This is a genomic window from Streptomyces sp. NBC_01716 (assembly GCF_036248275.1).
In the GTDB taxonomy this organism is placed as follows: Bacteria; Actinomycetota; Actinomycetes; order Streptomycetales; family Streptomycetaceae; genus Streptomyces.
On sequence record NZ_CP109181.1, the window covers coordinates 6,091,195 to 6,116,034 of the forward strand.

Sequence of the window (24,840 nt, forward strand, 5' to 3'; positions counted from 1 at the left end):
GGAGGGGAGCGTCCACGCGATCTCACTAGAAATGACCTGATTGGCACGTATCGCCATTCCGATCTGTCGATTGTGCTGAGCGGTGATGGGAAATTCACCACTCAAGGATGGCCGACGGATGTGGACGGCCCCCCTCGAAAAGTCGGCAGCGGGACGTGGGAGCTGACGGCGGAAGGCGATTCGGGCTTCCCTGTCAGCCTGTCATTCCACGAGATCAGTGGATTCTGGGACAGTGACACCGAGGGAGGATATTACGGTGCAGGTCTCTATGTAGAAGGGGATCGTGAAGATCCTCGACTGTACGAGTTCTTGGGAGACCCGGACGCCTGTGATGTTCAGACTTTCGGTCGAACTTCGTCCTCTTGATCAGAAACCAAAAGGGTTTCACTTGAGCGAGTATGTTGGCAGGAAGTGCAGTTCAACGCGGTCGGCGTGCTCCAGGGTGGACACCAGCACGGAGTTGTATGGCGCGAACGCCATACGGAGGCCGGCGACTCCTTTCCGTAGGTGACGATCGCCGCGACAGCGGGAGGTTGGTGCCGGACCGGGGTTGAGCCGGTCCGGCACCGGCACCATCAGGTCCGGTCAGACGGGAGTGGCTCTCTTCCGCTGGTTGTCCTGGGCGGTGCTCAGCGCGTCCAGGAATTCGACGGCGAAACCGACGGGTACGCAGGCGATGTAGACGCGGCCGGCGCCGTCCGTCCCGAGTTCGACCTCGTACTCCCCGCCGGTCATCTCGTCGTCGTAGTTGTAGGTGCCGGGCCCCTCATCCCCCAGCGGGCCGTCGGCGCCGTCGAACCAGGCGATCCCGAAGAGGGCATCGACGGCCTCAGCGATCACGGGGTTGGGCGACGAGTCCAGTTCGACGGTGGCCTTGATGTCGTCGTCGACACAGATCCGGCCCGTGCCGAGTTCGTTGGGGCGGTCAATGCTGAGAGTTACGGGACAGCAGTACGTGGGTGTCTTGGAGGCGCCCAGTCCGGGCAGGGCTACGGTGAGCGCGTTGACAGCGCATTCCTGAGTTTTGTCCCAGGCTTCCTTCCAGCGGACGAGCTCTTTCTCGACTTCGAGTTTCACAGGGCATGTCTCCTTCGTTCGTCGGATCGAGCAGCACTGGCCTCGCGGTTGCGACTGCCAGGGTGAGGCTGCGCGTGCATCCTCAGGCGGACACGCGCGGTCGAGGACCTGTCACAGGATCTGCGGGAAGGGAACGAAGCCAGGGACGCGCTGGCTGTCCAGGTGCAGCGTCTCGGCGCCAAGCCGGTGGCCGGCCCTCCGGGGTCGCGCGGGCTGCCGGGGGAGGGCATCGTCGGGCCGGCGGGTCCTCGGGGTGAGCAAGGCCCCGTTGGGCCAACGGGCCCTGAGGGCATGCCCGGTGACGACGGGACGAGCCCGGAGAGCCGGGGACCCCGGGCCAGGACGGGGCGTCAGTCGTTGGCGAGCCGGGTCCTGCCGGTCCGCAGGGAGTACCGGGCCCGGCCGGGCCTTCGGGGGCGGACGGCGCCAACGGGACCGACGGCAAGGACGGGGCGAACGGCGCCGACGGCCAGACCTGCCCCACCGGGTACAGCCTCCAACCCCCGCCGTCCGACCCGGACGCGCTCGTCTGCCGACGCGACAGCGCACCACCGGAGCCGGACCCGGGCACCCCGCAAGCGCTCGGCCTCGACCCCACCCGACGCCAATACCCCTGAACGACCGCGCCCCGCTCTCCTCCGGGAGGGCGGGGCGTTTCGTCGTGCTCGGCAGTACCGTGGATCCCTCACTCTCTGGCGGGGGTAGCTGTGACTTCAATGTACGAATCAGGCATGGGCGACCGCCTTGCGGAACTGCGGCTACGACGGAAGCTGACCCAAGAGCAACTGGCCGAGCGTGCCGGCCTCTCGGTCGACGTAGTTCGGAAACTGGAGCAGGGCCGCCGGAACTCGGCGCGGCTCTCCACCATCAACGCCCTCGCGAGCGCCCTGGACACCGAACCGAGCTACCTCGTCGGGCAGCCCACGACGTTCGAGGTCCACGATGAGGAGGACGGGCTTCCGTCCGTCCTGGCACTGCGGGAAGCCGTCTCACCGGTCGCTGATTTCCTCGGAGGCGACGCCGACCCCGAGGACCCGCCCACCATCGACGACCTTCGCGCCTCTCTGCGCTCAACGGAGAACATCCGCAAAGAGGGCCGCATGGGCGAGATCGGCACCCTGCTCCCGCAGCTCATCCGCGACGCCCGCGCAGCTGTCCACGCCTCGACCGGCAGCGACCGGGCAGCGGCAAACTCCGTCCTTGCCGTGGCCTACCAGGTTGCCGCGACGACGCTCACCGGACTCGGCAAGGAAGATGCCGCGTTCACGGCGATGGAGCGTTCCCTTGCCGCGATCCGCGAGGGCGACGACCCGGGCCTTGAGACGATGGCCGCGTCCACTCTGTCCTGGGTGTTCACCCGGCAGGGTCGGCTCGCCGACGCCGAGCGCGTGGCCCTAGCCCGCGCGGAGAAGATCGAGCCCGGCTTCCGGTCCTCACCGCAGGACCTCGCCCTGTGGGGAATCCTCCTGCTGCGCGCGGCAACGGCCGCTGTACGGCAGGAGAAGCACGAGGCGGTCGCCGACCTGATGCGGCTGGCGAAGGGCGCGGCCGAGAGCATGGGCGAGGACCGCCTCGTCTACGCCACCCCGTTTGGGCCGACGAACACTGGTATCGCCAACGTCAACTTCCTGGTGGAGATGGAGAAGGCCGACGAGGCGATCGTTGCCGCGCGCACCATCCCCAACCTCGCTTCCCTACCACCGACTTGGCGCGCCCGCTTCCAGGTGGATCGGGCGCTCGCCTACAACGACCTCGGCAAGGACCGTTCAGCGGGCCGGGCGTTGCTGCTGGCCGAGGCTGACGCCCCGGAGTGGATGCGGTACCACTCCACCTCGCGGCGTCTGGTGGAAGAGTTGAGGGGGCGCGCCTCCCGCGCGGACACCGAGGTGCTGGGGCTGGCCGCCCGACTCGGACTTGCCGGGTAGGGCGCGGTGTCCTACCAGGTCCGTAAAGTGGTACTGCTCGCCCCTGGGGTGTGATCGCGCGGATACCTAGCGTGGTCGGCACATTGCGGCGCCGGACAACTCCGCCAGAGACTTCCGGCGCCGCTCCCATCCCCCAGGGAGCCGACCGTGACACACCGACCGCCCGCTGAAGGCGCCACAGCCAGTCCGCTGCACGACATGGCGGGCGATCCGGCAATGCGTGGGGCGGTCCCGCTCGATCCGGATCCCGAGCAGCGCAGAACGAGTAAAGAGTTCATGGCGCACGTCAAGGACTGCGCCCACTGCCGCACTCAGGGAGTGGACTGCGCGGACGCCGCCAAGATCCGCGCCGCGTGGCGTGAGGCAAAGAGCGCGGCCCGCGCGAGGCGGTCCGCGTCATGATCTGCGCCCGATGCGACAAGCCCATTGCCTGCGGCCAGGGTGAGCGCCGCGACGTGGAGCAGGGATCCGTCGGCGGCGGCCCGATCTGGCTCCACAAGGAGCTTTGCCAGAAGAAGCTGACCGGCCGCACCTACCTCTGACCGCGCCCTGAGACTCCCTCGTCCCGCTGTCGCTGGGGAACTCCAGCGGGACGAGGGGAAAAACCCCCGCCCCGGGCACCTTCCAGGCAGTCGGCACCCGGGGCGGGGCGGCAAGTACATGCAGTGCACCACCCAACCAGGGAGGACCACCGTCATGACTACCGCACAGCCCCGTTCCGCCGTCGACGCAGCAACCTTGCTCGACCAAGAGATGCGCGGCATCCTCGTCGCGAACATGCTCGACAAGTTCCCCGAGATGAGCGCCGAGTTCGCTCACCGCGGCACCGGACAGATGCTCGCTTTCCTGGCGGCCGGCGTCCGCAGCGCCCAGCCCGTCAGCCCGTCGCCGCTCGTTGACGACTTCTGGCACGCCTTCCTTCTGCACACGAAGGCGTACCGCGAGTTCTGCCAGAACACGCTGGGCCGGTTCGTCGACCACCAGCCCGGATTCCTCGACAAGGACGAGCACGGCGGCGGCAAGGCCCTGCGCGCCCGGACTGTCGAGGCGATCACCGAGGCCGGATTCCTGGTCGACATGGAGTTCTGGCCGGAGCTGGACATCGCCGACTGCTCGCAGTGTCACGCGAGCTGCCACAACAGCCCGAAGCACAACATGCGCTGATCACTGCGCCGCTCCTCGCCCTGTGCCACGCTGTGGCCAGGCCGAGGAGCGGCCCCATGCCGACCATCAGGAGACCACCCGGTGACCCGAACCGAATGGGCGGACCTGCCCAGCGCCGTCCGGCACGCCATCGAGGCGCGCACCGGCCCGGTCGCCGACGCGGCCACGGCAGACAAGGGCGTCATGTCGCCGTTCGCCTCCGTGCTCCACACCGCCCGCGGACCAGTTTTCGCCAAGGGCACCCCGGATGCCGGGCAGAGCTGGATGTACCGCGCCGAGGCCGAGGTCACCCGCACGGCGCCCCTCGCTCCCGCGTTGCTGTGGCAGGTCGACGCCGGCGGCTGGATCGTGGCCGGGTATGAGTTCATCAGCGGGCGGCATCCGGATCTCTCGCCCGGCTCTGCCGACATCCCTGCCCTTGTCGACGCGCTGAGAGTGATGTCCGGTGCACCGTGGCCTGAGGCGGTTCGGAAGAAGCCGCTGCCGGCCCGGTGGGGGAACCTGTTGCCCGAGGGCTACGCAGACGACCTTGCGGGCCGGTCCCTCGCTCACACGGACATGTCCCCGCTCAACATGCTGGCCACGCCGCAGGGCATCAGGCTCGTTGACTGGGCGCTCGCCTGTCCGGCCCCGGCGTGGGCGGACACCGCGTTCACGGTCCCTCGTCTCATCCTCGCTGGGCACACTCCAGGCCAGGCCGAGGAGATCGCACGACAGGTGCCCGCGTTCGCGAACGCGCCAGAGACGGCGGTGTCGGTATTCGTTCGCACTCTCCGTGCCGTGTGGGAAGCGCGGGAGGCGGCAGACCCTCTGCCGCACCGTGCGCCCTTGAGCGCTGCGGTTCGTTCCTGGGCAGAGTCCCGAATGGCCCGCCCAGGACGTTAGGCTCCCGGCCGCCAGCCCCGACGTAGCCAGAGCCCCGGACACCGATGGTGGCCGGGGCTTCTTTCTGCCCACCATTGCCGTGCGCGGGGGAGTGCGGGACAAAGTACGAAGTGCCTGTTCAGGGCCGGTGCAGCGCAGGGGATTTGCGTGAGCGGTGCGTGAGCAGACGTCCCGGAGAGCCTGAGACCATCCGGAGTGAGCGAGAGTTCTGCTCCCCGTGACCTGGGCTTTCTGGAGTCAGCGAGAGTAGCTGGAGTGGGTGAGAGCGAAAACTGCGGACTCATAATCCGTCGGCCGTGGGTTCGAGTCCCACCCGCCCCACCGTGACACGCCGCAAGTTCACTCAATTGACCAGCGGCAACAGGTGAGCCCCCTCTGCGGGCCTGGGCGGACGCGAGTGTTCTCAAGCCGCGTGGGCGAGGAGGCGGGCTCTCCGTTCCTGTTGGGTCCGGTCAGGAAGAGGCTTCCGTCAGGGTCTGCAACTCGGCGTCCGACAGGTGCAGGTCGTGCGCGGCGAAGAGTGCCGGGAGCTGATCGACGGTGCGCGCGGAGGCGATCGGTGCGGTCACCGTCGGCTGCTGCGCGAGCCAGGCCAGCGCCACCGTGGCCATCTCCACCTCCCGCGCTGTCGCGACCCGCTCCAACGCGTCGAGCACCTGCACGCCGCGATCGGTGTCCGCGTAGCCACCGGCGAGTCCGGGGAGGTTGCGCACGTTCTCGACGCTCTTCCCAGGACGGTACTTACCCGTGAGGAAGCCGGCGGCGAGTGCGAAGTACGGAACGCAGGCCAGGCCTTCACGCTCCACGATCTCCCGCCGCGCACCCTCGTAGGTGTCGCGCGAGACGAGGTTGTACGCCGGCTGCAGCGCCACGTAGCGCGCCAGACCCTCACGGTCGGAGAAGGCCAGTGAGGCGGAAAGCCGTTCGGGACTGATGTTGGAGGTCGCGATGGCGCGCACCTTGCCGGCCTTCGCGAGGTCGTCGAGCGCGGCGATTATCTCGTCCACGGGGATGGACTCGTCCCGGTCGTAATGGGTGTAGTAGAGGTCGATATGGTCGGTACGCAGTCGCCGCAGGGACTCGTCGGCAGCGGCCCTGATAGTGGCGGGCGTAAGGCCCATGTACTCCGGGTGGTCGCCGACCTTGGTCGCGACGACCACGTCGTCGCGGTTACGACGGGTGGCGAGCCAGTCGCCGATGATGGTCTCGGACTGGCCCGGCTCGTTGCCCTGTTCGGGAAAGTAGTTCATGTACGAGTCGGAAGTATCGATGAAGTTGCCGCCCGCGGCGAGGTAGGCGTCGAGCACCGCGAACGACTGTGCTTTGTCGGCGGTCCAGCCGAACACGTTGCCACCCAGACAGAGGGGGGAAACGAGGAGGTCGGACGAGCCGAGGGCGCGAAGTTCCGTCATGTCGAGGTCAACGCGGCCTCCGCGCCTGATGTTCCGTGTATCGCCCCCCGCCGGGCGTTTCGAGCACAGGTCCAACACCGTTGCCGGATAGAGGAATTGGCCGTTCCTCACTCGTCGGGTGTGGTCACAGCCAGTCGTGTTCGCGGGCGTAACGCGCCGCTTCGTGCCGGGTCTGGGTCTGGGTCTTCCGCATCGCGTTGGACAGGTAGTTGCGGACGGTGCCCTCGGCGAGGTGGAGTTGACCGGCGATGTCCACGGCGGAGTAGCCGTCGGCCGTGGCGCGCAGGACGTCGATCTCGCGGTCGGTGAGGGGGCAGTCGTCGATGAGGGCGAGCGCGGAGACGTCCGGGTCGATCCAGCGCCGTCCCTCGTGCAGGGTCGCGATGACGGACGCGATGTGCGCCGGTTCGGCGGACTTGCTGACGAATCCCTGGACACCGAGCTTCAGCGCCCGGCGCAGTACCCCGGGCCGGGCGTGCCTGGTCAGCATGAGGATCACCTGGTCAGGCAGGACCTTGCGGATCGCCGCGACGGCGCTGAGCCCGTCGACGCCGGGCATCTCCAGGTCGATGACGAGCACGTCCGGCTGGTACCGCAGGGTGGCGCGGATCGCGTCCTCGCCGTCCTCGGCTTCGGCGCGTACGGAGATGTCGCCCTCAAGCGGCAGCAGCGCCGCGAGCGCCTTGCGCAGAAGTGCCTCGTCGTCGGCGATGACGATGGTGGTCATCGGGCCTCCTGTGCGTCGGGACCGGGCGACGGGAAGTCGGCGGCGGTCACGAAATACCCGTTCTTCTGGTCCACCGTGAGCTTTCCCCCGTTGTCGGCCACGCGTTGTTCGAGAACGGCGAGACCGCTGAGCTCCGGGAGCGGCTTGTCCGGTACGCCGTCGTTGACGATGGTGATGCCTGACTCGGACAACGTGATCCGGACTTCCCGGGACTCGGCGTGCCGCAGGATGTTGGTCGTTGTCTCGCGCAGGACCTGGCCGAGCAGCTCGCCCGCGCGGCTGTCCGCGTCCGCGTCGCGGCGGATGTGTACCTCGATGCCGGCGGCCTCGAACAGATTCTTCGCGTTCTCCAGTTCGGCGGGGAGGTTGAGCCGACGGTGCGCGTAGACGAGTTCCTTGGTCTGGCTGATGGTGTCGCTGACGAGCGAGTGGATCTCGTGCAGCTCCTGCTCCGCCCGGCCGGGGTCGCGGTGCACCAGCTTCTGTGCGAGGGCGACCTTGAGCTTCACCACGTGCAGGGTGTGACCCTGGATGTCGTGCAGGTCGCTGGCGAACCGCATACGCTCACGCACCACGGCCAGCTCCGCCTCGTGCCGACGCGACTCCTCCAGGTCGTGGACGACGTCGTAGAACTGCTTGTTGGGGAACATCAGGCCCGTCACGATGGCCATGAGGCCCGCGGGGACGATGACATACGTGATCAGCACCTGACGCGGGTCGTCATCCGTCATCAGGAACCGTGCCGCGCCCACGACGGCGACATAGGCGACCAGGGTGACGGCGGCCGCGCCACGATGGCGCCGCAGCTGCGGCACGACCAACGGGCCCACGATGGACAGGCCGAAGATCGCCTTCCCACTTCCGGCCTCCAGCACACCGAAGAGCCAGACGCCCGCGGTGACGACCAGGCACGGCACGGCGACCCGGGCCAGATTGCCTGCCGTCCAGGATACGAAGGCCACCAGCGCCGCGACCACACCCAGGCCCAGGACCACCGCTTCCGACCAGGAATCGGCGTCCAGCGCCACCAGGAACACCCCACCGACAGTGACCACCGGGAGCAGCGTGATCAGGTTGAGCCGGCGCAGCCGTCCCTGTGTCGTCGCCTCGGTAATTTCAGACATCGTCCAGCCAGTATCCGTGGGGAGCTTTCGGTACACCAGTGACACCGCGTCATGCATGCCTGCCGCGAATGTCATGGCGCGGACGTGATGCGAGGCCACTACCGGGAGCGCGTCGCGGTCGGTGGAATCGAGGCATGTCCACTACAGCAGTCATCGAGGTCACGAACCTCAACGTCCGTTACGGCGATTTCCATGCCGTGAAGGACCTGTCGTTCCAAGTGGGGCGTGGCGAGTTCTACGCGCTGCTCGGCACCAACGGCGCAGGCAAGACCTCGACCCTTGAGGTCATCGAGGGACACCGGCCGGCCCAGTCGGGCACCGTCCGCGTCTTGGGGCAGAGCCCGCGCGACCGCGCTGCCGTGCGCTCGCGGATGGGCATCATGCTGCAGGAGAGCGGCTTCTCCCCGGATCTCACGGTGAAGGAGTCGGTCCGGCTGATCGGCACGCTGACCCGGCGGCACGACGACGCCGACCGCGTTCTGGGCATCGTGGGTCTGACCGGCAAGGCCGGCACCAAGGTGTCGCAACTCTCCGGCGGCGAGAAACGCCGCCTGGACTTCGCCACCGCCGTGTACGGCGGGCCCGAGCTGGTCATCTTGGACGAGCCGACGACCGGTCTGGACATCCAGTCCCGCGACGCGCTCTGGGCCGCCGTGGACAGGCTGCGCGACGAGGGATCCACGGTCGTGCTCACCACTCACTACCTGGAGGAGGCGCAGCAACGGGCCGATCGCATCGGGCTCATGCACCAGGGGACCTTCCACCGTGAGGGGACCGTCGTCGAGCTGACGCACACCCTGCCGTCGGTGATCACCTTCGCCCTCCCGGCCGGTGCTCCCGAGCCGCCAATGGGAGCTGTGCAGGTGGACGGGGCCTTCCGCGTGGAGACCTTCAGCCTGCAGGAGGACCTCTACCGCCTGCTGGGCTGGGCTCACGACGCCGGGGTGGACTTCCGGGAACTGGAGTCCGGTCCGACCCGCCTCGACGACGTCTTCCGCGCCATCACCGGCGGCTGAACCCACCAACGCTCTGCCCCGAAGGGACCCAACCCCATGTTCGCGATCGCTCGCAGTGAGCTGATCCAGATCTTCCGGAACCGGCTGGTTCTGGTCACCGGTCTTATCGTGCCTGTCGCCATCAGCGCGTACTTCGTCTACCAGTACGAGATCTTCGAGGAAATGGCCGGCCTCGGCTACATCGCGGCGATCGTGATGTTCACCGTGATGGCCTTCGGGCTCTACACCACGGCCGTGACCACGCTGGCCTCGCGTCGGCAGAACCTCTTCCTCAAACGGCTGCGCTCCACCGCCGCGGGCGACGTCGACATCCTCACCGGGCTGCTCCTGCCGGTCACCGTCATCGCGCTGGTCCAGGTGGTCGCGATCCTGACCGTGCTGGGCATGGTCGCCACCGAACCGTCCCAGATCCCGCTCCTCGCGGCCGCCGTCCTGGCCACGCTGGCCATGATGGTCGGCCTGGCACTCGCCACGGCGGGGCTCACGAACTCGCCGGAGCACGCTCAGGTGACCACGCTGCCCGTCAGCCTCTCGGTGATCGCGGTCGCCAGCTGGGTAGGCCTCACCGGCACTGAGGACCTCGCCCTGCTCAAGCGGCTGCTTCCCGGCGGCGCGGCCACCGAACTGGTCGTCGACGCCTGGGACGGCAACGTACCCGTCGCGGACTCCCTGATCCTGCTGGTCCCCACACTGGGCTGGGTCGTCGTGGCCGTCGGGCTGGCCTCCCGCCTCTTCCGCTGGGAACCACGCCGATGAGCCCGGCCGGGCGCCGCCGGCCCGCGGCGCCCGGCGACGACTGGGGCCTTCACCTCTTTAGTGACAGCGTTCATCCCGAGACGAATCCGGAAGAACTGATCACCATGAAGACCACATGTGTCCAGCGCTATGACGAGCCGCCCGCCCCAGATCGCCTGGCGGCCGATATGCCACCGGTGATCTCGGCTGTGCGGACCGCGTCCATGAACGCAGAGCAGGGAGATTCCCTGCGCTTCGCCGTGCTGGGGCCGGTCAGGGCGTGGCACGGCGAACGTGAGCTGGACCTGGGCTCGCCGCAGCAGCGAGTGGTGCTGGCAGCGCTGCTGCTGCGGCGCGGGCGCCCCGTCACCGTCGCCGAGCTCATCGACGCCATATGGGGCGCGGAGCAGCCGTCCGCGGCCCTGTCCGTGCTGCGTACCTATGCGTCCCGGCTGCGCAAGGTGCTCGAACCCGGACGCGACGCCGGAGAGTCTCCGCAGGTGGTGGTCTCGGCGGCGGACGGATACCTGGCCCGAGTCCCGGAACGCGCCCTGGACCTGGGTGTGTTCGAGCAGCGTGTCGCCGAGGCGAAGAAGCTGCGCGCCGCGGGCGAGGTCTCGGCCGCCGCGGAGCTGCTGCACGCCGCGCTCGACGGGTGGGAGGGGACGCCGCTGGCCGGGCTGCCCGGCCCGCTGGCCGAGGCCGAGCGCTCCCGGCTGACCGAGGTGCGGCTGGACGCGCTGGAGGCCCGGCTGGACGTCGATGTCCAACTCGGGCGCCACAGCGAGGTGATCGCCGAGCTGACCGCGCTGACCGGCGAGTACCCGTTGCGCGAACAGCTGTGCCGGCTGTTGATGCTGGCGCTGTACCGGTCGGGGCGGCAGGCCGAGGCGCTGGCGGCGTACCGCAAGACGCGCGGCACCCTGGTGGCCGAACTCGGCATCGAGCCCGGCGCGGCGCTGCAGGAGTTGCACAACCGCATCCTGGCAGCCGACGCGGCGCTCGACCTGTCCGCCTCGGGGCCCGCGGAGTCCCAGGAGTCCCGGTGCGAGCGCACAGACCCGATCGCGACCCCGACAGCGAGGCAAGCGGCCCGCCCCGCGCAGCTGCCCGCCGACCTGGCCACCTTTACCGGCCGGGAAGCCGAGCTGGCGCAGCTCAAGGGCTTGCTGCCCGACGACGGAGAGCAGCCGGCCACACTGCTGATCAGCGCGATCGGCGGCATGGCGGGCATCGGCAAGACCACCCTGGCCGTGCACTGGGCGCACCGGATCGCCCACCGCTTCCCCGACGGCCAGCTGTACATCAACCTGCGCGGCCTCCATCCGACCGGCTCAGCCATGCCGCCGGCGGAGGCCATCCGCATCTTCCTCGACGCGCTCGGCGTACCCGCGCAGAGCCTTCCCGCCTCCCTCGACGCACAAGCGGCGCTGTACCGCAGCCTGCTCGCCGGCCGCCGGATGCTGATCCTCCTCGACAACGCCCGCAACACCGAGCAGATCCGCCCTCTGCTGCCGGGCTCCTCCGGCTGCCTGGTCATCGTCACCAGCCGCAGCCAGCTGACGGGCCTGGTCGCCAACGACGGGGCACACCCGCTGACGCTCGACCCGCTGACGCCCGCCGAGGCGCACGACCTCCTCGCGCGCCGCATCGGCGCCGCACGGCTGGCGGCGGAGCCCCGGGCGGCGGACGAGCTGATCACGCGCTGCGCCCGGCTGCCGCTCGCCCTCGCCATCGTCGCGGCCCGCGCGGTCACCTACCCGGGGTTCAAGCTCGACGCCATCGCCCAGGAACTGCGCGACAACCAGGGCAGCCTGGACTCGTTCACCGGGGACGACCTCACCACGGACATACGCGCCGTATTCTCGTCGTCCTACGAAGCACTGTCCGCACCGGCCGCCCAGCTGTTCAACTTACTGGGACTGCACTGCGGCCCCGACCTCTCCGCGCCCGCCGCGGCGGCCCTCGCCGGGCTCTCCCCGCGGAAGACCCAACGTCTGCTCGTGGAGCTCACCGGCGCCCACCTGCTCACCGCACGCGCGCCGGGTCGCTACGTCCTGCACGACCTGCTGCGCGTCTACGCCGCCGAGCGCGTCGTCGCCGAGGAGACGCCGCAGGAGCGGGACCGGGCATTGGAGCGGCTGTGGTCCTGGTACCTGCACACCGCGGACGCCGCCTACGCCCACCTCAGCCCGGGGCGGCGCCGGGTCCCCCTCGAACCACTGCCCCCCGGCTGCCACCCCTTGACCTTCACCGCGTACGAACAGGCGCTGGAGTGGTGCGAGATCGAACGCTCCAACCTTGTCGCCGCCGTGTACCAGGCCGCCGAGTCCGGCCGGGCGGGCATCGCCTGGCGGCTGGCCGCCTGCCTGTGGGGGTTCTTCTACCTCCGCCGGCATCTGCACGACTGGCTCGACGTCACCCGGATCGCCCTCGACGCCGCCCGCGCCGCGGGCGACCGCACGGGCGAGGGATGGAGCCTGGGCGACGTGGCTGCCGCGCTGACGGCGATGCACCGGTTCGACGAGGCGGTGGACCACCTCCGGCAGGCGATGGCCCACTGCCGTGAGCTCGGGGACTCCCACGGCAGGTGCCAGGCCGTGGCCAACGTGGGCAACACCTACCTGGAGGCGGGCAGCCTTGACAAGGCTGTCGAGTACACCCGCCGCGCGCTGGCCCTCTTCCGGGCCTGCGGCGACGTCTGGGGCGAGGGCGTCGTCCTGGCCAACCTGGGCGACGCCTACCGGCGCCTCGACCGGTTCGACGAGGCCACCGACTGCCTGGAGCAGGCATTGACCGTCGTGCGCGCCGTCGGCAACCGCTGCGTCGAAGGCTGCACCCTCGATGCCCTCGGCACCGTCAAGCACCGGCTCCACCGCAGCGATGACGCGATCGGTCACTACCGCCAAGCGCTCATCGCACACCGCGATGTCGGCAACCGCTGGGGCGAGGGCTACACCCTCTACCACCTCGGTGACGTCCAGCTGGCCGCGGGCGACCCGGCGGCGGCGCACACCACCTGGCGACTGGCGCTCACCGCCTTCGAGGAGTTCGACCACCCGGAAGCCGAGGAGATCCGGCTGCGCCTCCGCCGCCTGGACGAACGTACGCAGGACCCAACCGCCCGGCCGTGACGCGTCAGGGATGCCGACACTCGCCGCACCCCCCCCCCGGATATTTCGGGCATCGACAGGAATCGCCCACGTCAACGGGATAGATGAGCTGTCAACGTTTTCGTTACACTCCATCAATGAATGCAACGCCTCGCTGGCTGACCTCGGAGCAGAAGGTCGCCTGGGACAGTTTCATCCGCATGCAGGAGACGCTCATCGGACGACTCTCCCGCCTGGTCCAGGCCGACTCGCACATGTCCGCCGCCGACTACATCGTGTTGGTGAGTCTCACCGAAAGGGGCGGCGGGCGGATGCGCTTCCTGGATCTGGCCAAGCTGGTGGAGTGGGAGAAGAGCCGCATGTCCCACCAGGTCCGGCGGATGGCGACGCGCGGACTGGTGGCCAGGGAGGAATGTCCCGATGACGGACGCGGAGCGTTCATCGTCGCCACCCCGGCCGGCTACAAGGCGATCGAAGACGCCGCGCCCCTGCACGTCGAACACGTCCGCCGACTGTTCATCGACGCCCTCACCCAGGAAGAACTCGACACGCTCGCCCGGATCTCGGACCGCGTCCTCGCGCATATGAAGAAGCAGCCCGACTGACTGAGGAGGGCGCAAGGCTGGTTGATGCATCAACCGACACCGTAGGGCAATATCGCCGACTCGTCAATCGGCGGCTTCACGGAGGCGCCACAGCGGGAATAGCCGCGTTCGGCATCACGTTCGTCGCGAGAGTTGATACATCAACCATACAGGGATGGATGTTATGCAGTTCGGGATCTTCACCGTCGGTGACGTGACACAGGACCCCATCACCGGGCGGACACCGACCGAGCACGAGCGGATCAAGGCCATGGTCGCCATCGCGCTGAAGGCCGAGGAGGTCGGGCTCGATGTGTTCGCGACCGGCGAGCATCACAACCTGCCGTTCGTGCCCTCCTCTCCCACCACGATGCTCGGCCACATCGCGGCGCGCACCGAACGCATCATCCTGTCCACGTCCACCACGCTGATCACCACCAACGACCCGGTGAAGATCGCGGAGGACTACGCGATGCTCCAGCATCTGGCCGACGGCCGGGTGGACTTGATGATGGGGCGCGGCAACACCGGCCCCGTGTATCCCTGGTTCGGCAAGGACATCCGTGAGGGCATCAACCTCGCCATCGAGAACTACGCGCTCCTCCACCGCCTGTGGCGCGAGGACGTCGTGAACTGGCAGGGCAAGTTCCGTACGCCACTGCAGTCCTTCACGTCCACGCCCCGGCCGCTGGACGGCGTACCGCCCTTCGTGTGGCACGGCTCCATCCGCTCGCCCGAGATCGCCGAGCAGGCCGCCTACTACGGCGACGGCTTCTTCGCCAACCACATCTTCTGGCCCAAGGAACACTTCCAGAAGCTCGTCAGTCTCTACCGTGAGCGGTACGCGCACTACGGCCACGGCACCCCCGAACAGGCCATCGTCGGGCTTGGCGGACACATCTACATGCGGGCCAACTCCCAGGACGCGGTACGCGAGTTCCGCCCCTACTTCGACCGCTCACCGATCATGGGCGGCGGGCCGTCGCTGGAGCAGTACATGGACGAGACACCGCTGACGGTCGGCAGTCCCCAGCAGGTGATCGAGAAGACGCTGACCTTCCGTGAGCACTTCGGCGACTACCAGCGCCAACTGTTCAACGTGGACGGCGCGGGCGTGCCGCTGAAGGCCGTACTGGAGCAACTCGACATGCTCGGCGAAGAGGTTCTGCCCGTCCTGCGCGAGGAGTTCGCCAAGAACCGGCCGGCCGACGTACCCGACGCTCCCACCCACACCTCACTGGTCGCCGCCCGCGAGGATCGCGGACAGGCCGAACTCGAAGCGCTCGTCGAATGATTCCGCGTCGAGATGACCGAGGACGCGATGGAGGGCCGGGTAGGCCGTCTCGGAGACCGCGTTCGCCAGGCGGCCGTTCGGCGACTGATCGGCCGCCGCTTGTTCCTCCTGGGTGAGCCCGAGGACGAAGTAGATGATCGTCCATGTGGTCCAGGCGGTCTCACGCTCGTCCAGGCCGCCGTCCAGCAGCGCGCCCACCAACGTATCGGCGAAGCGCAGGGTATGTGGTTCGGCGGCGTAGGTGCCGACGACGAGCGTGGCACCGTCGCGGCGGGCGAGCAGGGCGCGACGGTAGCGGCGGGCCAGTTCGCGGGCGCGCTCGTCCCAGGAAGCCGGAAGGTCGTCGAGTGAGGCTTCGCCGACGACGGCGTCCGCCATCAGCTCCAGCATCCGGGCCTTGGTCTTCACATGCCACAGCACCGTGTTCATCCGTACGCCGAGCCGGTCGGCGACCGCCCTGGTGGACAGGGCGGCCAGGCCCTTCTCGTCCAGCAGTTCCAGCCCGGTACGGATCACCGTTCCGGGATCCAGCCGCGGGGCGCGGTCCTCACGCACTTGCCTATTGGTCACCGACCTAGTCTACTGTGCACCACGTTATTGGTCACTGACCTAGGATGGTTCATGGAACAGCGGGTTGTCATCGCCGGAGGGGGCCCGGTCGGGCTCTGGCTCGCCGCCGAACTGCGGCTGGGCGGGGTTTCCGTCACCGTCATCGAGGAGCGTATGGAGATCGATGAGCGCTCCAAGGCCCTCACCATCCACCCGCGCACCCTTGAGATCCTGGCCTCGCGCGGCGTGCACAAGCCCTTCCTCGCCGAGGGCTTGCCGATCCCGGGCGGCCACTTCGCCATGCTCGACGACCGGCTCGACTTCCGTGCGCTGGAGACCCCGTTCCCGTACACCCTCGCCCTGCCCCAGGCTCGCACCGAGGAACTGCTGGAGGAGCACGCGCTCGCGCTCGGCGCCACGATCGTGCGCGGTCACCGCGTCACCGGGTTCACCGAGCACGCGGAGTCGGTGACCGTTCAGGTGGAGAGGCTGTACGGGCCGGACAGGTTGGGCCGCCATGACGGGTCTGACGGGTCGTACGAACTCCAGGCGGCGTTCATCATCGGCTGCGACGGCTCCCGCAGCACCGTGCGCACCGCCGCCGGCATCGACTTCGCCGGTACGCCCTCCACCGTCTTGGGCTGGCTGGGCGACGTCACCCTCGACAACCCGCCGCGGCCCGGGTTCAGCACCTTCGGGCTCCGGGGTGGAGTGATGGTCGCGCCGCTGCCCGGTGGGCGGTACCGCGTGGCCGGTGTCAGCCCCGACAACCTCACGACGCAATGGCCCGGCGACCTCACCCTGGAAGAGCTTCGGGCCAAGACCCTCGCCATCAGTGGCGAGGACTTCGGGGTGCGCGACCCGGTCTGGCTCTCCCGGTTCGGCAATGCCACCCGGCTGGCCGCCCAGTACCGGCGAGGCCGGATCCTGCTCGCCGGTGACGCCGCCCACCAGCACTTCCCGGCGGGTGGCGTCGGGATGAACGTCGGCATCCAGGACGCGCACAACCTGGGCTGGAAACTCGCCGGCACCCTCCGTGGTTGGGCCACTGATCACCTGCTTGACACCTACCACACCGAGCGCCACCCCATAGGTGCCCAGTTGATGGAACACAGCCGCGCCCAGACCGCCCTGATGACCTGCTTCACACCCGAAGGCCTTGACCTGCGCTCCCTGTTCAGCGGGATGATCGCCACTCAGCCGGCACTCAACAAGGCCCTGTCCGAACGTCTCACCGCGCTTGCCGTCAGCTACCCCACACCGGACCCAACAGCTCACCCGCTCACCGGCACCCGCGCGCCCGACCTGGCCTTCGCCGGCTCCGAGAACCACCTGTTCTCCCGCCTGCGTCCGGACAGTTACCTCCTGCTCGACCTGACGGCGGGCGGCGTCCTGGCAGACCGGACGCGGCCGGGGCTCGCGGTGCACACCGCGACCCTCGACCGGCCCCCGGCCGCCTGGGCCACCGTGCGCGCCACCCTCATCCGCCCCGACGGGCACGTCGCCTGGGCCGGCATCGATGAGGACGACACCGCACTGTCCGCCGCCGTGGACCGGGCGCTCGCCACTGTCCACCGCACCGCGGCCCGCTGACATCCCGCCGATCGGGGCCGCCGGCGTCAGAGCGCTCCCTGCCGCGGCGTACCGGCCGGGTGGGGTCGCAGGACCTGCCCGTCCAGCTCGCCGACGATCTTTCCCTCGATCTCCCTCAGGAGTTGGCCTACCGCGGGCCCTTTGAGGTGCGCGTCCAGCGCCTTGGCGCTGGACCACTTCTCGATCTCGACGAGGCGGTCGTCGCCCTCGTGCAGCGCGTAGAGCAGACAGCCCTCATCTTCGACGTGAGCGCGGGTGATCGCCCGTTCGAGGGCGGCGATCACTTCTGATCTGTGTTCCGGGACAGGAATGATGGTGACGACAACCACAACCGCGCTCATGGTCTCTCCGTTGCGTGCTTGGTGGTCCGATGGGCTCGCTGTAAGGGATCCGCCGTCCCCGCCGTGCGGCGATATCAGCTCAGCATCGGATTCCCGCTGGCGGTCCGGTCGTCCGGCACGTACGGCTGAAGGATGTCCCAGTGCTCGGCTATGCGGCCGTTCTCGAAACGGAAGACGTCTGCCACAGCGGCGTCGCCTTCGGGAAGGAAGCCGCTGACCTTGGCCAGCGCGATGACGTGGTCGCCGTCCTCGAACGTTCGCAGCATGGTGTAGCTGAAGTCGTCGGGGAGAGTTGGCAGAGCCGACGCCAGGCGGCGCTGCCGTCCACGAAGCTGGGGTGAAGTGGGTTCGGGTGGGCCGACTTTGGTGCGCAACGGCCCGGGATGTCGACCTGCCGGGTCTACACCATCGCGTTGCCGTTGGCGGATTCTTCAGGGGCGACGATGTCCTGGACGACGTCCCAGTGCTCCACGATGCGTCCGTTGTCGAGCCGGTAGATGTCGACGATGGCCACGGGGTTCGGAGCCCAGCCGTGGACGATGCTGTGGGTGAAGACCAGATCGCCCTGGGCGGCGATCCGCTGTGGCTCCCAGGAGAAGCCCTCCAGGTGCGGAACGGTGTTGCGCAGGGTGTCGAGCCCGTTGGGCATCTGCGGGCTGTGCTGGATGTAGGGCTCGGCCCAGTACCGGTCTATCGCGGTGAGGTCCTTGTCGGCGAACAACTCACGCATCGCGGTGAGCACGATGTCGATGTTGCGTTCCGTCTGATCGCCCTGGGCAGCGGCATGCTGAGCCATGGTCAGGCCTCCTTGATCGTTCCGGTGAAGTGGTGGAGCTTGCCGTCGACGGTCACGTTGGAGTGCAACGTCCCGTTCTCGAAGTCCTCCAGGTGGGTCACCGTGGCCCCGCTCGCCTCGGTCCAGGAGTTCAGATAGACGCCTTCACGGATCTCGTGCAGGTTCAGGGCCACCGTTTCGGCGTGACCGTCGGCGGCGAGCCCCGCGCCGTGCTCCACGACGAAGCTGCCCTGGGTCAGCGAATCGAAGGTGAACCGCACCTTCAGATCGCCGAGGTCGAAGTGGTAGCTGTGGCCCGTTAGTTGTTTGGTCATGGCATGTCCTTCAGATCGTCGATCACAACCTCGATGTCGAGTTGAAGCTTCAACTCAGAATGTGTGTTTGCGCAAGCCTTCTGAGATGTGGAACACACTCGGGCGCCGGAGCGCGGCGGCGGCGCCGGCGGCGGGCGATCGGTACCGCCGTGTGTTCCGCGTCTCAGTGCTTGCATCAGCGCGACTCTGAGTTGATACTTCAAATCAGAGTCGAGGTTGGACGTCTTCCAGGACATCGTCGCCCCTGAAGAATCCGCCAACGGCAACGCGATGGTGCAGACCCGGCAGGTCGACATCCCGTGCCGCCGGCGGAAAGATAAACACCGTGACGACGCGACGTGACGACGACCTCGACCGAGCAACGCTGTGGCATGACCTGGTGCTTGCGGCCCATCTCCTCGAAGTCGCGCTGGAACGGCAATCCCAGCGCGACGGGAATATCTCGCACGGTCATTTCAAACTGCTGGTTCTTCTCAGCGCCGCGGAGAATCAGACGATGGGCCTCAAAGCGCTCGCCGGCGAGTTGCGCTTCTCGCCCAGCCGCGTCAGCCACACGCTCACAGTCCTGGAACGCCAGGGTCTGGTCATCCGCGGACGTGTACCGGAGGGACGACGTGCCTACGAGGCCACCCTGACCTCACAAGGTCGGCTGCTCGTTGTACGGGTGCTACGCGCGCAGCGCGCAGAAATTCGAGACGTCCTTTTCGACAACCTGGGCGCTTCCGACACCGCCGCCCTCGGCAGGATCGGCGCGCGTGTTGTTGAAGTGCTCGACCAGGCAGACGCCTGACGGAGTTTTTTCCGCGTACAAGCTTTCACTGAGACGTTCCGGCGTGCATGTCCCCGTGTGCACGACCCCGACCGTCGAATCCGCAGAGACGGAGAATTGACAAGTGGTCGAATTATCCATCGCACAACTCCATCCCTCGCTGGACGATCCCGTCCTGCTCTCCATGAATCTGCTGAACGACATCGCCTCGGACCACCCGCAGGCGGTGTCCTTCGCCGCCGGCCGGCCCTACGAGGAGTTCTTCAGGGTCGAGCAACTCTCCGGCTATCTGGCCACCTTCGTCACACACCTCACCGAGGTGGTGGGGCTGACGGACGAGGAAGCCCGCAGAACCCTGTTCCAGTACGGACGGACGAAGGGCGTCATCCACGACCTGGTCGCCCGCTACCTTGAGATCGATGAGGGCATCACCGTCGACCCCGAAGCGGTCGTGGTGACCGTCGGCAGCCAGGAGGCGATGTTCCTGACGCTACGGGCCCTGCGCGCCTCCCCGCAGGACGTCGTCCTCGCCGTCACGCCCACCTACTTCGGACTGACGGGCGCCGCACGCCTGTTGGACATGCCCGTGCTGGGTGTCGGGGACGGAGACGGCGGCCTCGACCTCGCCGACCTCAAGCGTCAGGTGGCGGCGGCCCGCGCCCGCGGACAACGGCCGCGCGCCCTCTACCTCGTGCCCGACTTCGCCAACCCCACCGGGGTGAGCCTGGGCCTGGCCACCCGGACCGCCCTGCTCGACCTGGCGGCCGATCTCGATCTGCTGATCATCGAGGACAACCCTTACGGCCTCTTCCAAGCCGACCCCGCCACCCGGCCGCCGACCCTCAAGGCGCTCGACACACGGCACCAGGTCGTACACGTCGGCTCCTTCGCCAAGACCGGCCTGCCCGGCGCCCGCGTCGGCTTCGTCGTGGCCGACCAGCCCGTCATCAGGGACGGCCGCCCGGCGGGCACGCTCGCGGACCAGCTGTCGCTGATCAAGAGCAACGTCACTCTCAACACCTCACCCGTCGCCCAGGCTGTCATCGGCGGCAAGCTTCTGCGCCACGGGTGCAGCATGCTCGCCGCGAACAAGCGTGAGATCGAGGTCTACCGCGCCAACCTGCGGCACGTACTGGCCGGCCTCGCCGCGCGCTTCGCCGCCGGCGGCCCGGTGACGTGGAACACCCCGGCCGGCGGGTTCTTTGTCGTCCTGACGGTGCCGTTCGCCGTGGACGACCGTTCGCTGCGCCGATCGGCGCGCGACCACGGGGTCATCTGGACCCCCATGCACCATTTCCACACCGGCATGGCTTCCTCACACCAGATTCGACTGTCCTTCAGCCTGCTCGACGACGCGTCGATCGACGAGGGACTCGACCGGCTGACCGCGTTCGTGACAGCCGAGGCCCAGGGCCTGTCCGGTCATTCCGCCTGATCCCAGCCTTTCTCCCGCGCCCGATCCGGCCGGAAAGCTGCCGTCGCGCGGGTGATTTGGCGACTATTCGTCCCGAAAAGGATGCAAATGATCAGACATATTGTGCTGTTCAAATTCAAGCCAGGCTTCGACTGGCAGGATCCCGCGGCCCTAGCGGCCGAGCGGTCCTCGCGGCTCGTCGGCGAGCGGGTGCCCGGTCTCCTGCACTGGCAGGTGGGCCGCAACACCTCCGACCGTCCGATCGCCTACGACTTCGCCGCGATTGGTCTGCTGCCCGACCAGGACACCCTGCGCGGCTACCAGGACCACCCCTTCCACCAGGAATCCGCGGCGCTGTGGCGTGCCATCAGCACCTGGGTCGTCGCCGACATCGAGGAGTGACGCATGACCGTCGAGCTGGGCTGGATCGACATCCGGCCCGCACCGGCAGAGCCCCTGGCCATCGGAACGCTCGGCCCCGAGGGCACGAGCAGCGAGCAGGCCGCCTTGCTGCTGCGGAGCCGCTTACCCGGCGGGCCGCCGATCGTGCTCAGGACGACCTACGAACAGGCCCTTGAGGACCTGAAGGCCGGCACCGTCAGCCATGTGGTCGTCGCCAACGCCTACCGGGACATCCACCACTTCTACATGGCCGAAGACATCGCGCTGGCCGGCGTCTTCGTCATGGACACCCCGCTGTACGGCATCGCCCGGCGCGCCGACAGCGGTCCGCTGCCCAACCGCCCGAGCGTGGTGACGCACCCATCGCCGCGACCGTTGGTCGACCAACTACTGCCCGCCCCCTACCAGTTGCCCGAAGTGGCCACCGCGGACTCCACCAGCCAGGCGGCCCAAGCCGTGGCCGAGCGCCGCTACGACCTCGCGCTCACCACCGAACCGGCTGCCACCCGGCACGGACTGCGCTTCATCTCCCCGCTGCGCCCGATCCGCATGGTCTGGTCGGTCTTCGTCCGCTGATCGTCGGATCCGCCGTCAGATCCGCTCCTCCCGGGGCTAGTTGACGTGTCAATGGCCCACGCTTAATGTGGGTGACGCGTCAACCAAATGGTTTGGGGTCACCAGGCGGTCGCCAGCCCGTGGTCGGCTGACTGTCGGCATCGAGATTTCGGTGCGCTGCCCGGGGCCCGTGGACGCGAAGTTCCAGCAAGGGAATCCCATGAGCACTCAGAACAAGGCCGGACTCAACGCGCTGCTGACGCCCGAGGAGAGCATTGTCGTCCTGATCGACCACCAGGCGTTCCAGGTCGCCAACCTGCACAGCCACGAACCGACGATGGTCATCAACAACGCCGTCGGGCTCGCCAAGGCCGCCAAGGCGTTCGACGTCCCGACCATTCTGACGACCGTTCTGGAGGAGCGCGGTGGCCTTCTTCTCCAGGGTCTGCAGGATGTGTTCCCGGAGCAGAAGCCGATCAACAGGACCTTCGTCAACACCTGGCAGGACGAGCGCGTCGTGGATGCCGTCAAGGCGACAGGACGCAAGAAGCTGATCATCGCCGGGCTCTGGACGGAGGTCTGTGTGGCCATGCCGGCGATACAGGCGGCGGGCGAGGGCTTCGACGTCTTCGTCGTCACCGACGCGTCGGGCGGTGCCTCGAAGGAGGCCCACGACATGGCGGTGCGGCGCATGATCCAGGCGGGCGTGACCCCGATCACCTGGCTTGCCGTGATGTCCGAGTGGCAGCGCGACTGGGCCCGTGAGAAGACCGTACCGGGCATCGTCGAGGTCATGGCGCAGCACGGCGGTGCCAGCGGTGTGGCCTACGCCTGGGAGACGCAGCTCCTGGCCACGCCCACCGGAACCGAGGCCTGACATCGCGACCGCGCCGGCTCCCATCCGTATCGGGTACTGCCTGTCGCTGACCGGTTCCCTCGCGGACAACAGCCGGTCGGCCCGTCTCGCCCATGAGATCTGGCGCGCGGACGTCAACGCTCGCGGTGGACTGCTGGGCCGTCCTGTCGAGTTCGTCCGCTACGACGACCAAGGGGACGCCGACCTTGTCCCCGGGATCTACGAGCGGCTGATCGACGAGGACAAGGTGGATCTCGTCATCGGTGGTTACGGCACCAACACCCTGCTGCCGGCGATGCCGTTGGTGATGGAGCGGGAGCGCTTCTTCGTCGGGCTCATGGGTCTCGGCGTCAACAACGCGTTCCTCTATCCGAACTACTTCGCCATGATCCCCACCGGGCCGGATCCGAATGCCGCACTCACCGAAGGGTTCTTCGAACTCGCGGCGGAGCAGAATCCCCGGCCGGAAACCGTGGCGCTCGTCTCCGCCGACGCCGAGTTCTCGCGCAATCCCATTCTCGGCGCCAAGGCCAATGCGGAGAAGTACGGCATCAAGGTGGTCCACGAGGCCACCTACCCGCTGTCGACCCAGAATTTCGCGCCCGTTGTCGACGCGGTCGCCGAAAGCGGCAGCGATCTGTTGTTCCTCTGTTCCTACCTGGCCGACTCGGTCGGCCTGGCACGAACCATCCGGTCGCACCACTACCGGCCGAAGATGGTCGGCGGTGCCATGATCGGCCCGCAGAACACCGCGGTGAGGACGAAGCTCGGCCCGTCGCTCAACGGTTTCGTGAACTACGAGTACTGGGCGCCGGTGCCCAAAATGATGTTCCCGGGCGTTCGGGAGCTGCTGAGCACCTACCAGGAACGGGCCGGCGAAGCCGGGGTCGACCTCCTGGGGCACTACATGGTGCCACTCGCCTACGCCCAGATGCAGGTGGTCGCCCAGGCCGTCGAAGCGACCGGCGGTTTCGACGACGCGAGCCTCTCGGCGTACGCACGGGAGAAGACCTTCCCGACCGTCATGGGCGATGTCAGGTTCGGGGTCAAGGGCGAGTGGTCGGAGCCGCGCGTCCTGCAGGTCCAGTTCCAGGGAATCACCGGCCACGACGTCGGTCAATTCCGGAACGGGTCACGGCAGATCGTCGTGTCACCGCCGGAATCGTCCTCCGGAGAGCTCATCTTCCCCTACGCGGAAGCTCTCACCGACGAGTGACGGAGGGCAACCGCAGTCGTACGACAACGGGTCGCCGGACATTCCGGCGACCCGTTGTCGATTCGCCCAGGCCTTGAGGGTCCCGCCTGTGGCGTGATCAAGTTGATGCGTCAACCGGATTGGGTTAGTGTGCAACGAGACTCACGCGGAGGACTGCGGAGGACTTGAGGGAGGACACATGGCAGTGGAAGTGAGCGACGCTCCCGGAGCCAAGCGGTACGAGGCCCGGGTCGACGGAAAGGCCGAGGTCGCGGGCGTCGCGGAGTACATCCGCACCACGGAACTGATCGCGTTCGTACACACCGAGGTCTCGCCGGAGCACGAGGGCAGGGGAGTCGGGTCAGCACTGGCCCGCACCGCCCTCGACGAGGCGCGGGCCGCGAACCTGCGGGTGCTGGCCACCTGCCCGTTCTTCGCCGGGTGGATCGCACGGCACCCCGACTACCAGGACCTGCTGTACCAGTCCCGCAGCAAAGTCAGCGACTGAACAGCCGGGTATGGCAGTGACGGAGGCCGGTATGAGCGGCGGAACCGAGAAGAAGGCGTACGAGGGCCGGTCGATCACCGTGACCTTCGAGGCCAGGCGGTGCTTGCACGCTGCCGAGTGCGTGAACGGCCTGCCGGAGGTCTTCGATCCGGGCGAGCGCCCGTGGATCCGGCCCGACGGTGCCGAGGCTGAGCGCCTGGCCGAAGTGGTGCGTCGCTGTCCATCGGGTGCGCTGCGGTACGAACTCGTGGACGGCGAGGCGGAGACCCCGGACCGGCCCACGCGGATCACACGCAACTCCGGCGGACAGCTGGTCGTCCGCGGCGAGTTGAGCGTGGGGACGCCGGAGGGCCCGCGGGCCGAGACCAGGGCCCTCCTGTGCGGGTGCGGACAGAGCCGTCTTCAGCCGTACTGCGACCACGCGGGGCCCTGCGGTCGGACAGCGCAGGGCTGACCCGCCCTCTCACACGTACATGCCCAACAGGAGCCAGG

At 68.2% G+C, this 24,840-nt stretch carries 27 protein-coding genes; 18 read left to right on the plus strand and 9 right to left on the minus strand.

Annotation, left to right across the window (positions count from 1 at the left end; genetic code table 11):
- Window positions 1-585: 585 nt before the first annotated feature.
- Window positions 586-1,077 carry a hypothetical protein gene (locus OIE74_RS26815; RefSeq protein WP_329387985.1) on the minus strand — a complete coding sequence of 164 codons (492 nt, stop codon included), beginning with the start codon at window positions 1,075-1,077 and terminating at the stop codon, window positions 586-588.
- 731 nt (window positions 1,078-1,808) lie between these two features.
- On the opposite strand from OIE74_RS26815, the gene OIE74_RS26820 reads away from it, so the two are divergent.
- The 4 genes from OIE74_RS26820 (at window position 1,809) to OIE74_RS26835 (ending at window position 5,051) form a co-directional block, all read left to right on the plus strand.
- Window positions 1,809-3,002, plus strand: a complete 1,194-nt coding sequence (locus tag OIE74_RS26820; protein WP_329387987.1) for a helix-turn-helix domain-containing protein — start codon at window positions 1,809-1,811, stop codon at window positions 3,000-3,002.
- Between the two features lie 398 nt (window positions 3,003-3,400).
- On the plus strand, window positions 3,401-3,544 hold the full coding sequence (locus tag OIE74_RS26825; protein ID WP_329387989.1) for a hypothetical protein: 144 nt from the start codon (window positions 3,401-3,403) through the stop codon (window positions 3,542-3,544).
- A 154-nt stretch (window positions 3,545-3,698) separates the two neighbouring features.
- The gene (locus tag OIE74_RS26830; RefSeq protein ID WP_329387991.1) at window positions 3,699-4,166 is read left to right on the plus strand and encodes a glycine-rich domain-containing protein; all 468 of its coding nucleotides are present in this window, start codon (window positions 3,699-3,701) and stop codon (window positions 4,164-4,166) included.
- A gap of 81 nt (window positions 4,167-4,247) precedes the next feature.
- Entirely contained in the window at window positions 4,248-5,051 is an 804-nt protein-coding gene (locus OIE74_RS26835; protein WP_329387993.1) for an aminoglycoside phosphotransferase, read from the plus strand.
- A gap of 452 nt (window positions 5,052-5,503) precedes the next feature.
- Here the strand turns inward: OIE74_RS26835 and OIE74_RS26840 are convergent, their stop codons facing one another.
- From OIE74_RS26840 to OIE74_RS26850, 3 genes are all read right to left on the minus strand, one after another.
- Entirely contained in the window at window positions 5,504-6,463 is a 960-nt protein-coding gene (locus OIE74_RS26840) for an aldo/keto reductase (RefSeq protein ID WP_329387995.1), read from the minus strand.
- Window positions 6,464-6,587: 124 nt separating this feature from the next.
- A complete protein-coding gene (locus OIE74_RS26845; protein WP_329387997.1) occupies window positions 6,588-7,190 on the minus strand; it encodes a response regulator transcription factor in 603 nt (200 codons plus the stop codon).
- On the minus strand, window positions 7,187-8,314 hold the full coding sequence (locus OIE74_RS26850; protein WP_329387998.1) for a sensor histidine kinase: 1,128 nt from the start codon (window positions 8,312-8,314) through the stop codon (window positions 7,187-7,189). The genes OIE74_RS26845 and OIE74_RS26850 overlap by 4 nt, the downstream gene beginning before the upstream one ends.
- Window positions 8,315-8,448: 134 nt before the next feature.
- Here OIE74_RS26850 and OIE74_RS26855 point away from each other — a divergent pair, with 134 nt between their 5' ends.
- The 5 genes from OIE74_RS26855 (at window position 8,449) to OIE74_RS26875 (ending at window position 15,056) form a co-directional block, all read left to right on the plus strand.
- Window positions 8,449-9,330 (plus strand): ABC transporter ATP-binding protein, encoded by an 882-nt coding sequence (locus OIE74_RS26855; RefSeq protein WP_329388000.1) that lies wholly within the window; start codon window positions 8,449-8,451, stop codon window positions 9,328-9,330.
- Between the two features lie 36 nt (window positions 9,331-9,366).
- Window positions 9,367-10,086 (plus strand): ABC transporter permease, encoded by a 720-nt coding sequence (locus OIE74_RS26860; protein WP_329388002.1) that lies wholly within the window; start codon window positions 9,367-9,369, stop codon window positions 10,084-10,086.
- 203 nt (window positions 10,087-10,289) lie between these two features.
- Entirely contained in the window at window positions 10,290-13,199 is a 2,910-nt protein-coding gene (locus OIE74_RS26865; protein ID WP_329388004.1) for an AfsR/SARP family transcriptional regulator, read from the plus strand.
- A 116-nt stretch (window positions 13,200-13,315) separates the two neighbouring features.
- Window positions 13,316-13,783 (plus strand): MarR family winged helix-turn-helix transcriptional regulator, encoded by a 468-nt coding sequence (locus tag OIE74_RS26870; RefSeq protein ID WP_329388007.1) that lies wholly within the window; start codon window positions 13,316-13,318, stop codon window positions 13,781-13,783.
- Between the two features lie 163 nt (window positions 13,784-13,946).
- Window positions 13,947-15,056, plus strand: a complete 1,110-nt coding sequence (locus OIE74_RS26875) for an LLM class flavin-dependent oxidoreductase (RefSeq protein WP_329392454.1) — start codon at window positions 13,947-13,949, stop codon at window positions 15,054-15,056.
- On the opposite strand, the gene OIE74_RS26880 is transcribed toward OIE74_RS26875, so the two are convergent.
- Window positions 14,997-15,626 carry a TetR/AcrR family transcriptional regulator C-terminal domain-containing protein gene (locus tag OIE74_RS26880; protein ID WP_329388009.1) on the minus strand — a complete coding sequence of 210 codons (630 nt, stop codon included), beginning with the start codon at window positions 15,624-15,626 and terminating at the stop codon, window positions 14,997-14,999. The genes OIE74_RS26875 and OIE74_RS26880 overlap by 60 nt on opposite strands.
- A gap of 51 nt (window positions 15,627-15,677) precedes the next feature.
- Here OIE74_RS26880 and OIE74_RS26885 point away from each other — a divergent pair, with 51 nt between their 5' ends.
- A complete protein-coding gene (locus tag OIE74_RS26885; protein WP_329388011.1) occupies window positions 15,678-17,198 on the plus strand; it encodes an FAD-dependent monooxygenase in 1,521 nt (506 codons plus the stop codon).
- 26 nt (window positions 17,199-17,224) lie between these two features.
- Here the strand turns inward: OIE74_RS26885 and OIE74_RS26890 are convergent, their stop codons facing one another.
- The 4 genes from OIE74_RS26890 to OIE74_RS26905 form a co-directional block, all read right to left on the minus strand.
- Complete coding sequence (locus OIE74_RS26890; protein WP_329388013.1) at window positions 17,225-17,539, minus strand: putative quinol monooxygenase; 315 nt, start codon at window positions 17,537-17,539, stop codon at window positions 17,225-17,227.
- Window positions 17,540-17,613: 74 nt separating this feature from the next.
- Window positions 17,614-17,913, minus strand: a complete 300-nt coding sequence (locus OIE74_RS26895) for a nuclear transport factor 2 family protein (RefSeq protein ID WP_329388015.1) — start codon at window positions 17,911-17,913, stop codon at window positions 17,614-17,616.
- A 26-nt stretch (window positions 17,914-17,939) separates the two neighbouring features.
- Entirely contained in the window at window positions 17,940-18,335 is a 396-nt protein-coding gene (locus tag OIE74_RS26900; RefSeq protein WP_329388017.1) for a nuclear transport factor 2 family protein, read from the minus strand.
- A gap of 2 nt (window positions 18,336-18,337) precedes the next feature.
- The gene (locus OIE74_RS26905; protein WP_329388019.1) at window positions 18,338-18,649 is read right to left on the minus strand and encodes a MoaF-related domain-containing protein; all 312 of its coding nucleotides are present in this window, start codon (window positions 18,647-18,649) and stop codon (window positions 18,338-18,340) included.
- Between the two features lie 325 nt (window positions 18,650-18,974).
- Between OIE74_RS26905 and OIE74_RS26910 the strand changes: the two genes are divergently transcribed.
- The 8 genes from OIE74_RS26910 to OIE74_RS26945 all read left to right on the plus strand — a co-directional run bounded on the left by OIE74_RS26910 (window position 18,975) and on the right by OIE74_RS26945 (window position 24,802).
- Window positions 18,975-19,439 (plus strand): MarR family winged helix-turn-helix transcriptional regulator, encoded by a 465-nt coding sequence (locus OIE74_RS26910; RefSeq protein WP_329388020.1) that lies wholly within the window; start codon window positions 18,975-18,977, stop codon window positions 19,437-19,439.
- 103 nt (window positions 19,440-19,542) lie between these two features.
- Window positions 19,543-20,853 (plus strand): PLP-dependent aminotransferase family protein, encoded by a 1,311-nt coding sequence (locus tag OIE74_RS26915; protein ID WP_329388022.1) that lies wholly within the window; start codon window positions 19,543-19,545, stop codon window positions 20,851-20,853.
- Window positions 20,854-20,940: 87 nt separating this feature from the next.
- Window positions 20,941-21,234, plus strand: a complete 294-nt coding sequence (locus OIE74_RS26920) for a Dabb family protein (RefSeq protein ID WP_329388024.1) — start codon at window positions 20,941-20,943, stop codon at window positions 21,232-21,234.
- Window positions 21,235-21,237: 3 nt separating this feature from the next.
- Window positions 21,238-21,810 carry a hypothetical protein gene (locus OIE74_RS26925; protein WP_329388026.1) on the plus strand — a complete coding sequence of 191 codons (573 nt, stop codon included), beginning with the start codon at window positions 21,238-21,240 and terminating at the stop codon, window positions 21,808-21,810.
- A gap of 199 nt (window positions 21,811-22,009) precedes the next feature.
- Entirely contained in the window at window positions 22,010-22,666 is a 657-nt protein-coding gene (locus tag OIE74_RS26930; RefSeq protein ID WP_329388028.1) for a hydrolase, read from the plus strand.
- On the plus strand, window positions 22,608-23,861 hold the full coding sequence (locus OIE74_RS26935) for an amino acid ABC transporter substrate-binding protein (RefSeq protein WP_329388030.1): 1,254 nt from the start codon (window positions 22,608-22,610) through the stop codon (window positions 23,859-23,861). Before OIE74_RS26930 ends, OIE74_RS26935 begins: the two co-directional genes overlap by 59 nt.
- A gap of 178 nt (window positions 23,862-24,039) precedes the next feature.
- The gene (locus OIE74_RS26940) at window positions 24,040-24,348 is read left to right on the plus strand and encodes a GNAT family N-acetyltransferase (protein WP_329388032.1); all 309 of its coding nucleotides are present in this window, start codon (window positions 24,040-24,042) and stop codon (window positions 24,346-24,348) included.
- A 31-nt stretch (window positions 24,349-24,379) separates the two neighbouring features.
- Complete coding sequence (locus OIE74_RS26945; protein WP_329388034.1) at window positions 24,380-24,802, plus strand: (4Fe-4S)-binding protein; 423 nt, start codon at window positions 24,380-24,382, stop codon at window positions 24,800-24,802.
- Window positions 24,803-24,840 lie beyond the last annotated feature (38 nt).

Bases quoted from the DNA above. Each gene is read 5' to 3' on its own strand.
- OIE74_RS26820 (WP_329387987.1), top strand. From the start codon at position 1,809: ATGGGCGACCGCCTTGCGGAACTGCGGCTACGACGGAAGCTGACCCAA.
- OIE74_RS26825 (WP_329387989.1), top strand. From the start codon at position 3,401: ATGATCTGCGCCCGATGCGACAAGCCCATTGCCTGCGGCCAGGGTGAG.
- OIE74_RS26830 (WP_329387991.1), top strand. From the start codon at position 3,699: ATGACTACCGCACAGCCCCGTTCCGCCGTCGACGCAGCAACCTTGCTC.
- OIE74_RS26840 (WP_329387995.1), bottom strand. From the start codon at position 6,463: ATGACGGAACTTCGCGCCCTCGGCTCGTCCGACCTCCTCGTTTCCCCC.
- OIE74_RS26845 (WP_329387997.1), bottom strand. From the start codon at position 7,190: ATGACCACCATCGTCATCGCCGACGACGAGGCACTTCTGCGCAAGGCG.
- OIE74_RS26850 (WP_329387998.1), bottom strand. From the start codon at position 8,314: ATGTCTGAAATTACCGAGGCGACGACACAGGGACGGCTGCGCCGGCTC.
- OIE74_RS26855 (WP_329388000.1), top strand. From the start codon at position 8,449: ATGTCCACTACAGCAGTCATCGAGGTCACGAACCTCAACGTCCGTTAC.
- OIE74_RS26860 (WP_329388002.1), top strand. From the start codon at position 9,367: ATGTTCGCGATCGCTCGCAGTGAGCTGATCCAGATCTTCCGGAACCGG.
- OIE74_RS26865 (WP_329388004.1), top strand. From the start codon at position 10,290: ATGAACGCAGAGCAGGGAGATTCCCTGCGCTTCGCCGTGCTGGGGCCG.
- OIE74_RS26870 (WP_329388007.1), top strand. From the start codon at position 13,316: ATGAATGCAACGCCTCGCTGGCTGACCTCGGAGCAGAAGGTCGCCTGG.
- OIE74_RS26875 (WP_329392454.1), top strand. From the start codon at position 13,947: ATGCAGTTCGGGATCTTCACCGTCGGTGACGTGACACAGGACCCCATC.
- OIE74_RS26885 (WP_329388011.1), top strand. From the start codon at position 15,678: ATGGAACAGCGGGTTGTCATCGCCGGAGGGGGCCCGGTCGGGCTCTGG.
- OIE74_RS26890 (WP_329388013.1), bottom strand. From the start codon at position 17,539: ATGAGCGCGGTTGTGGTTGTCGTCACCATCATTCCTGTCCCGGAACAC.
- OIE74_RS26900 (WP_329388017.1), bottom strand. From the start codon at position 18,335: ATGGCTCAGCATGCCGCTGCCCAGGGCGATCAGACGGAACGCAACATC.
- OIE74_RS26905 (WP_329388019.1), bottom strand. From the start codon at position 18,649: ATGACCAAACAACTAACGGGCCACAGCTACCACTTCGACCTCGGCGAT.
- OIE74_RS26920 (WP_329388024.1), top strand. From the start codon at position 20,941: ATGATCAGACATATTGTGCTGTTCAAATTCAAGCCAGGCTTCGACTGG.
- OIE74_RS26925 (WP_329388026.1), top strand. From the start codon at position 21,238: ATGACCGTCGAGCTGGGCTGGATCGACATCCGGCCCGCACCGGCAGAG.
- OIE74_RS26930 (WP_329388028.1), top strand. From the start codon at position 22,010: ATGAGCACTCAGAACAAGGCCGGACTCAACGCGCTGCTGACGCCCGAG.
- OIE74_RS26940 (WP_329388032.1), top strand. From the start codon at position 24,040: ATGGCAGTGGAAGTGAGCGACGCTCCCGGAGCCAAGCGGTACGAGGCC.
- OIE74_RS26945 (WP_329388034.1), top strand. From the start codon at position 24,380: ATGAGCGGCGGAACCGAGAAGAAGGCGTACGAGGGCCGGTCGATCACC.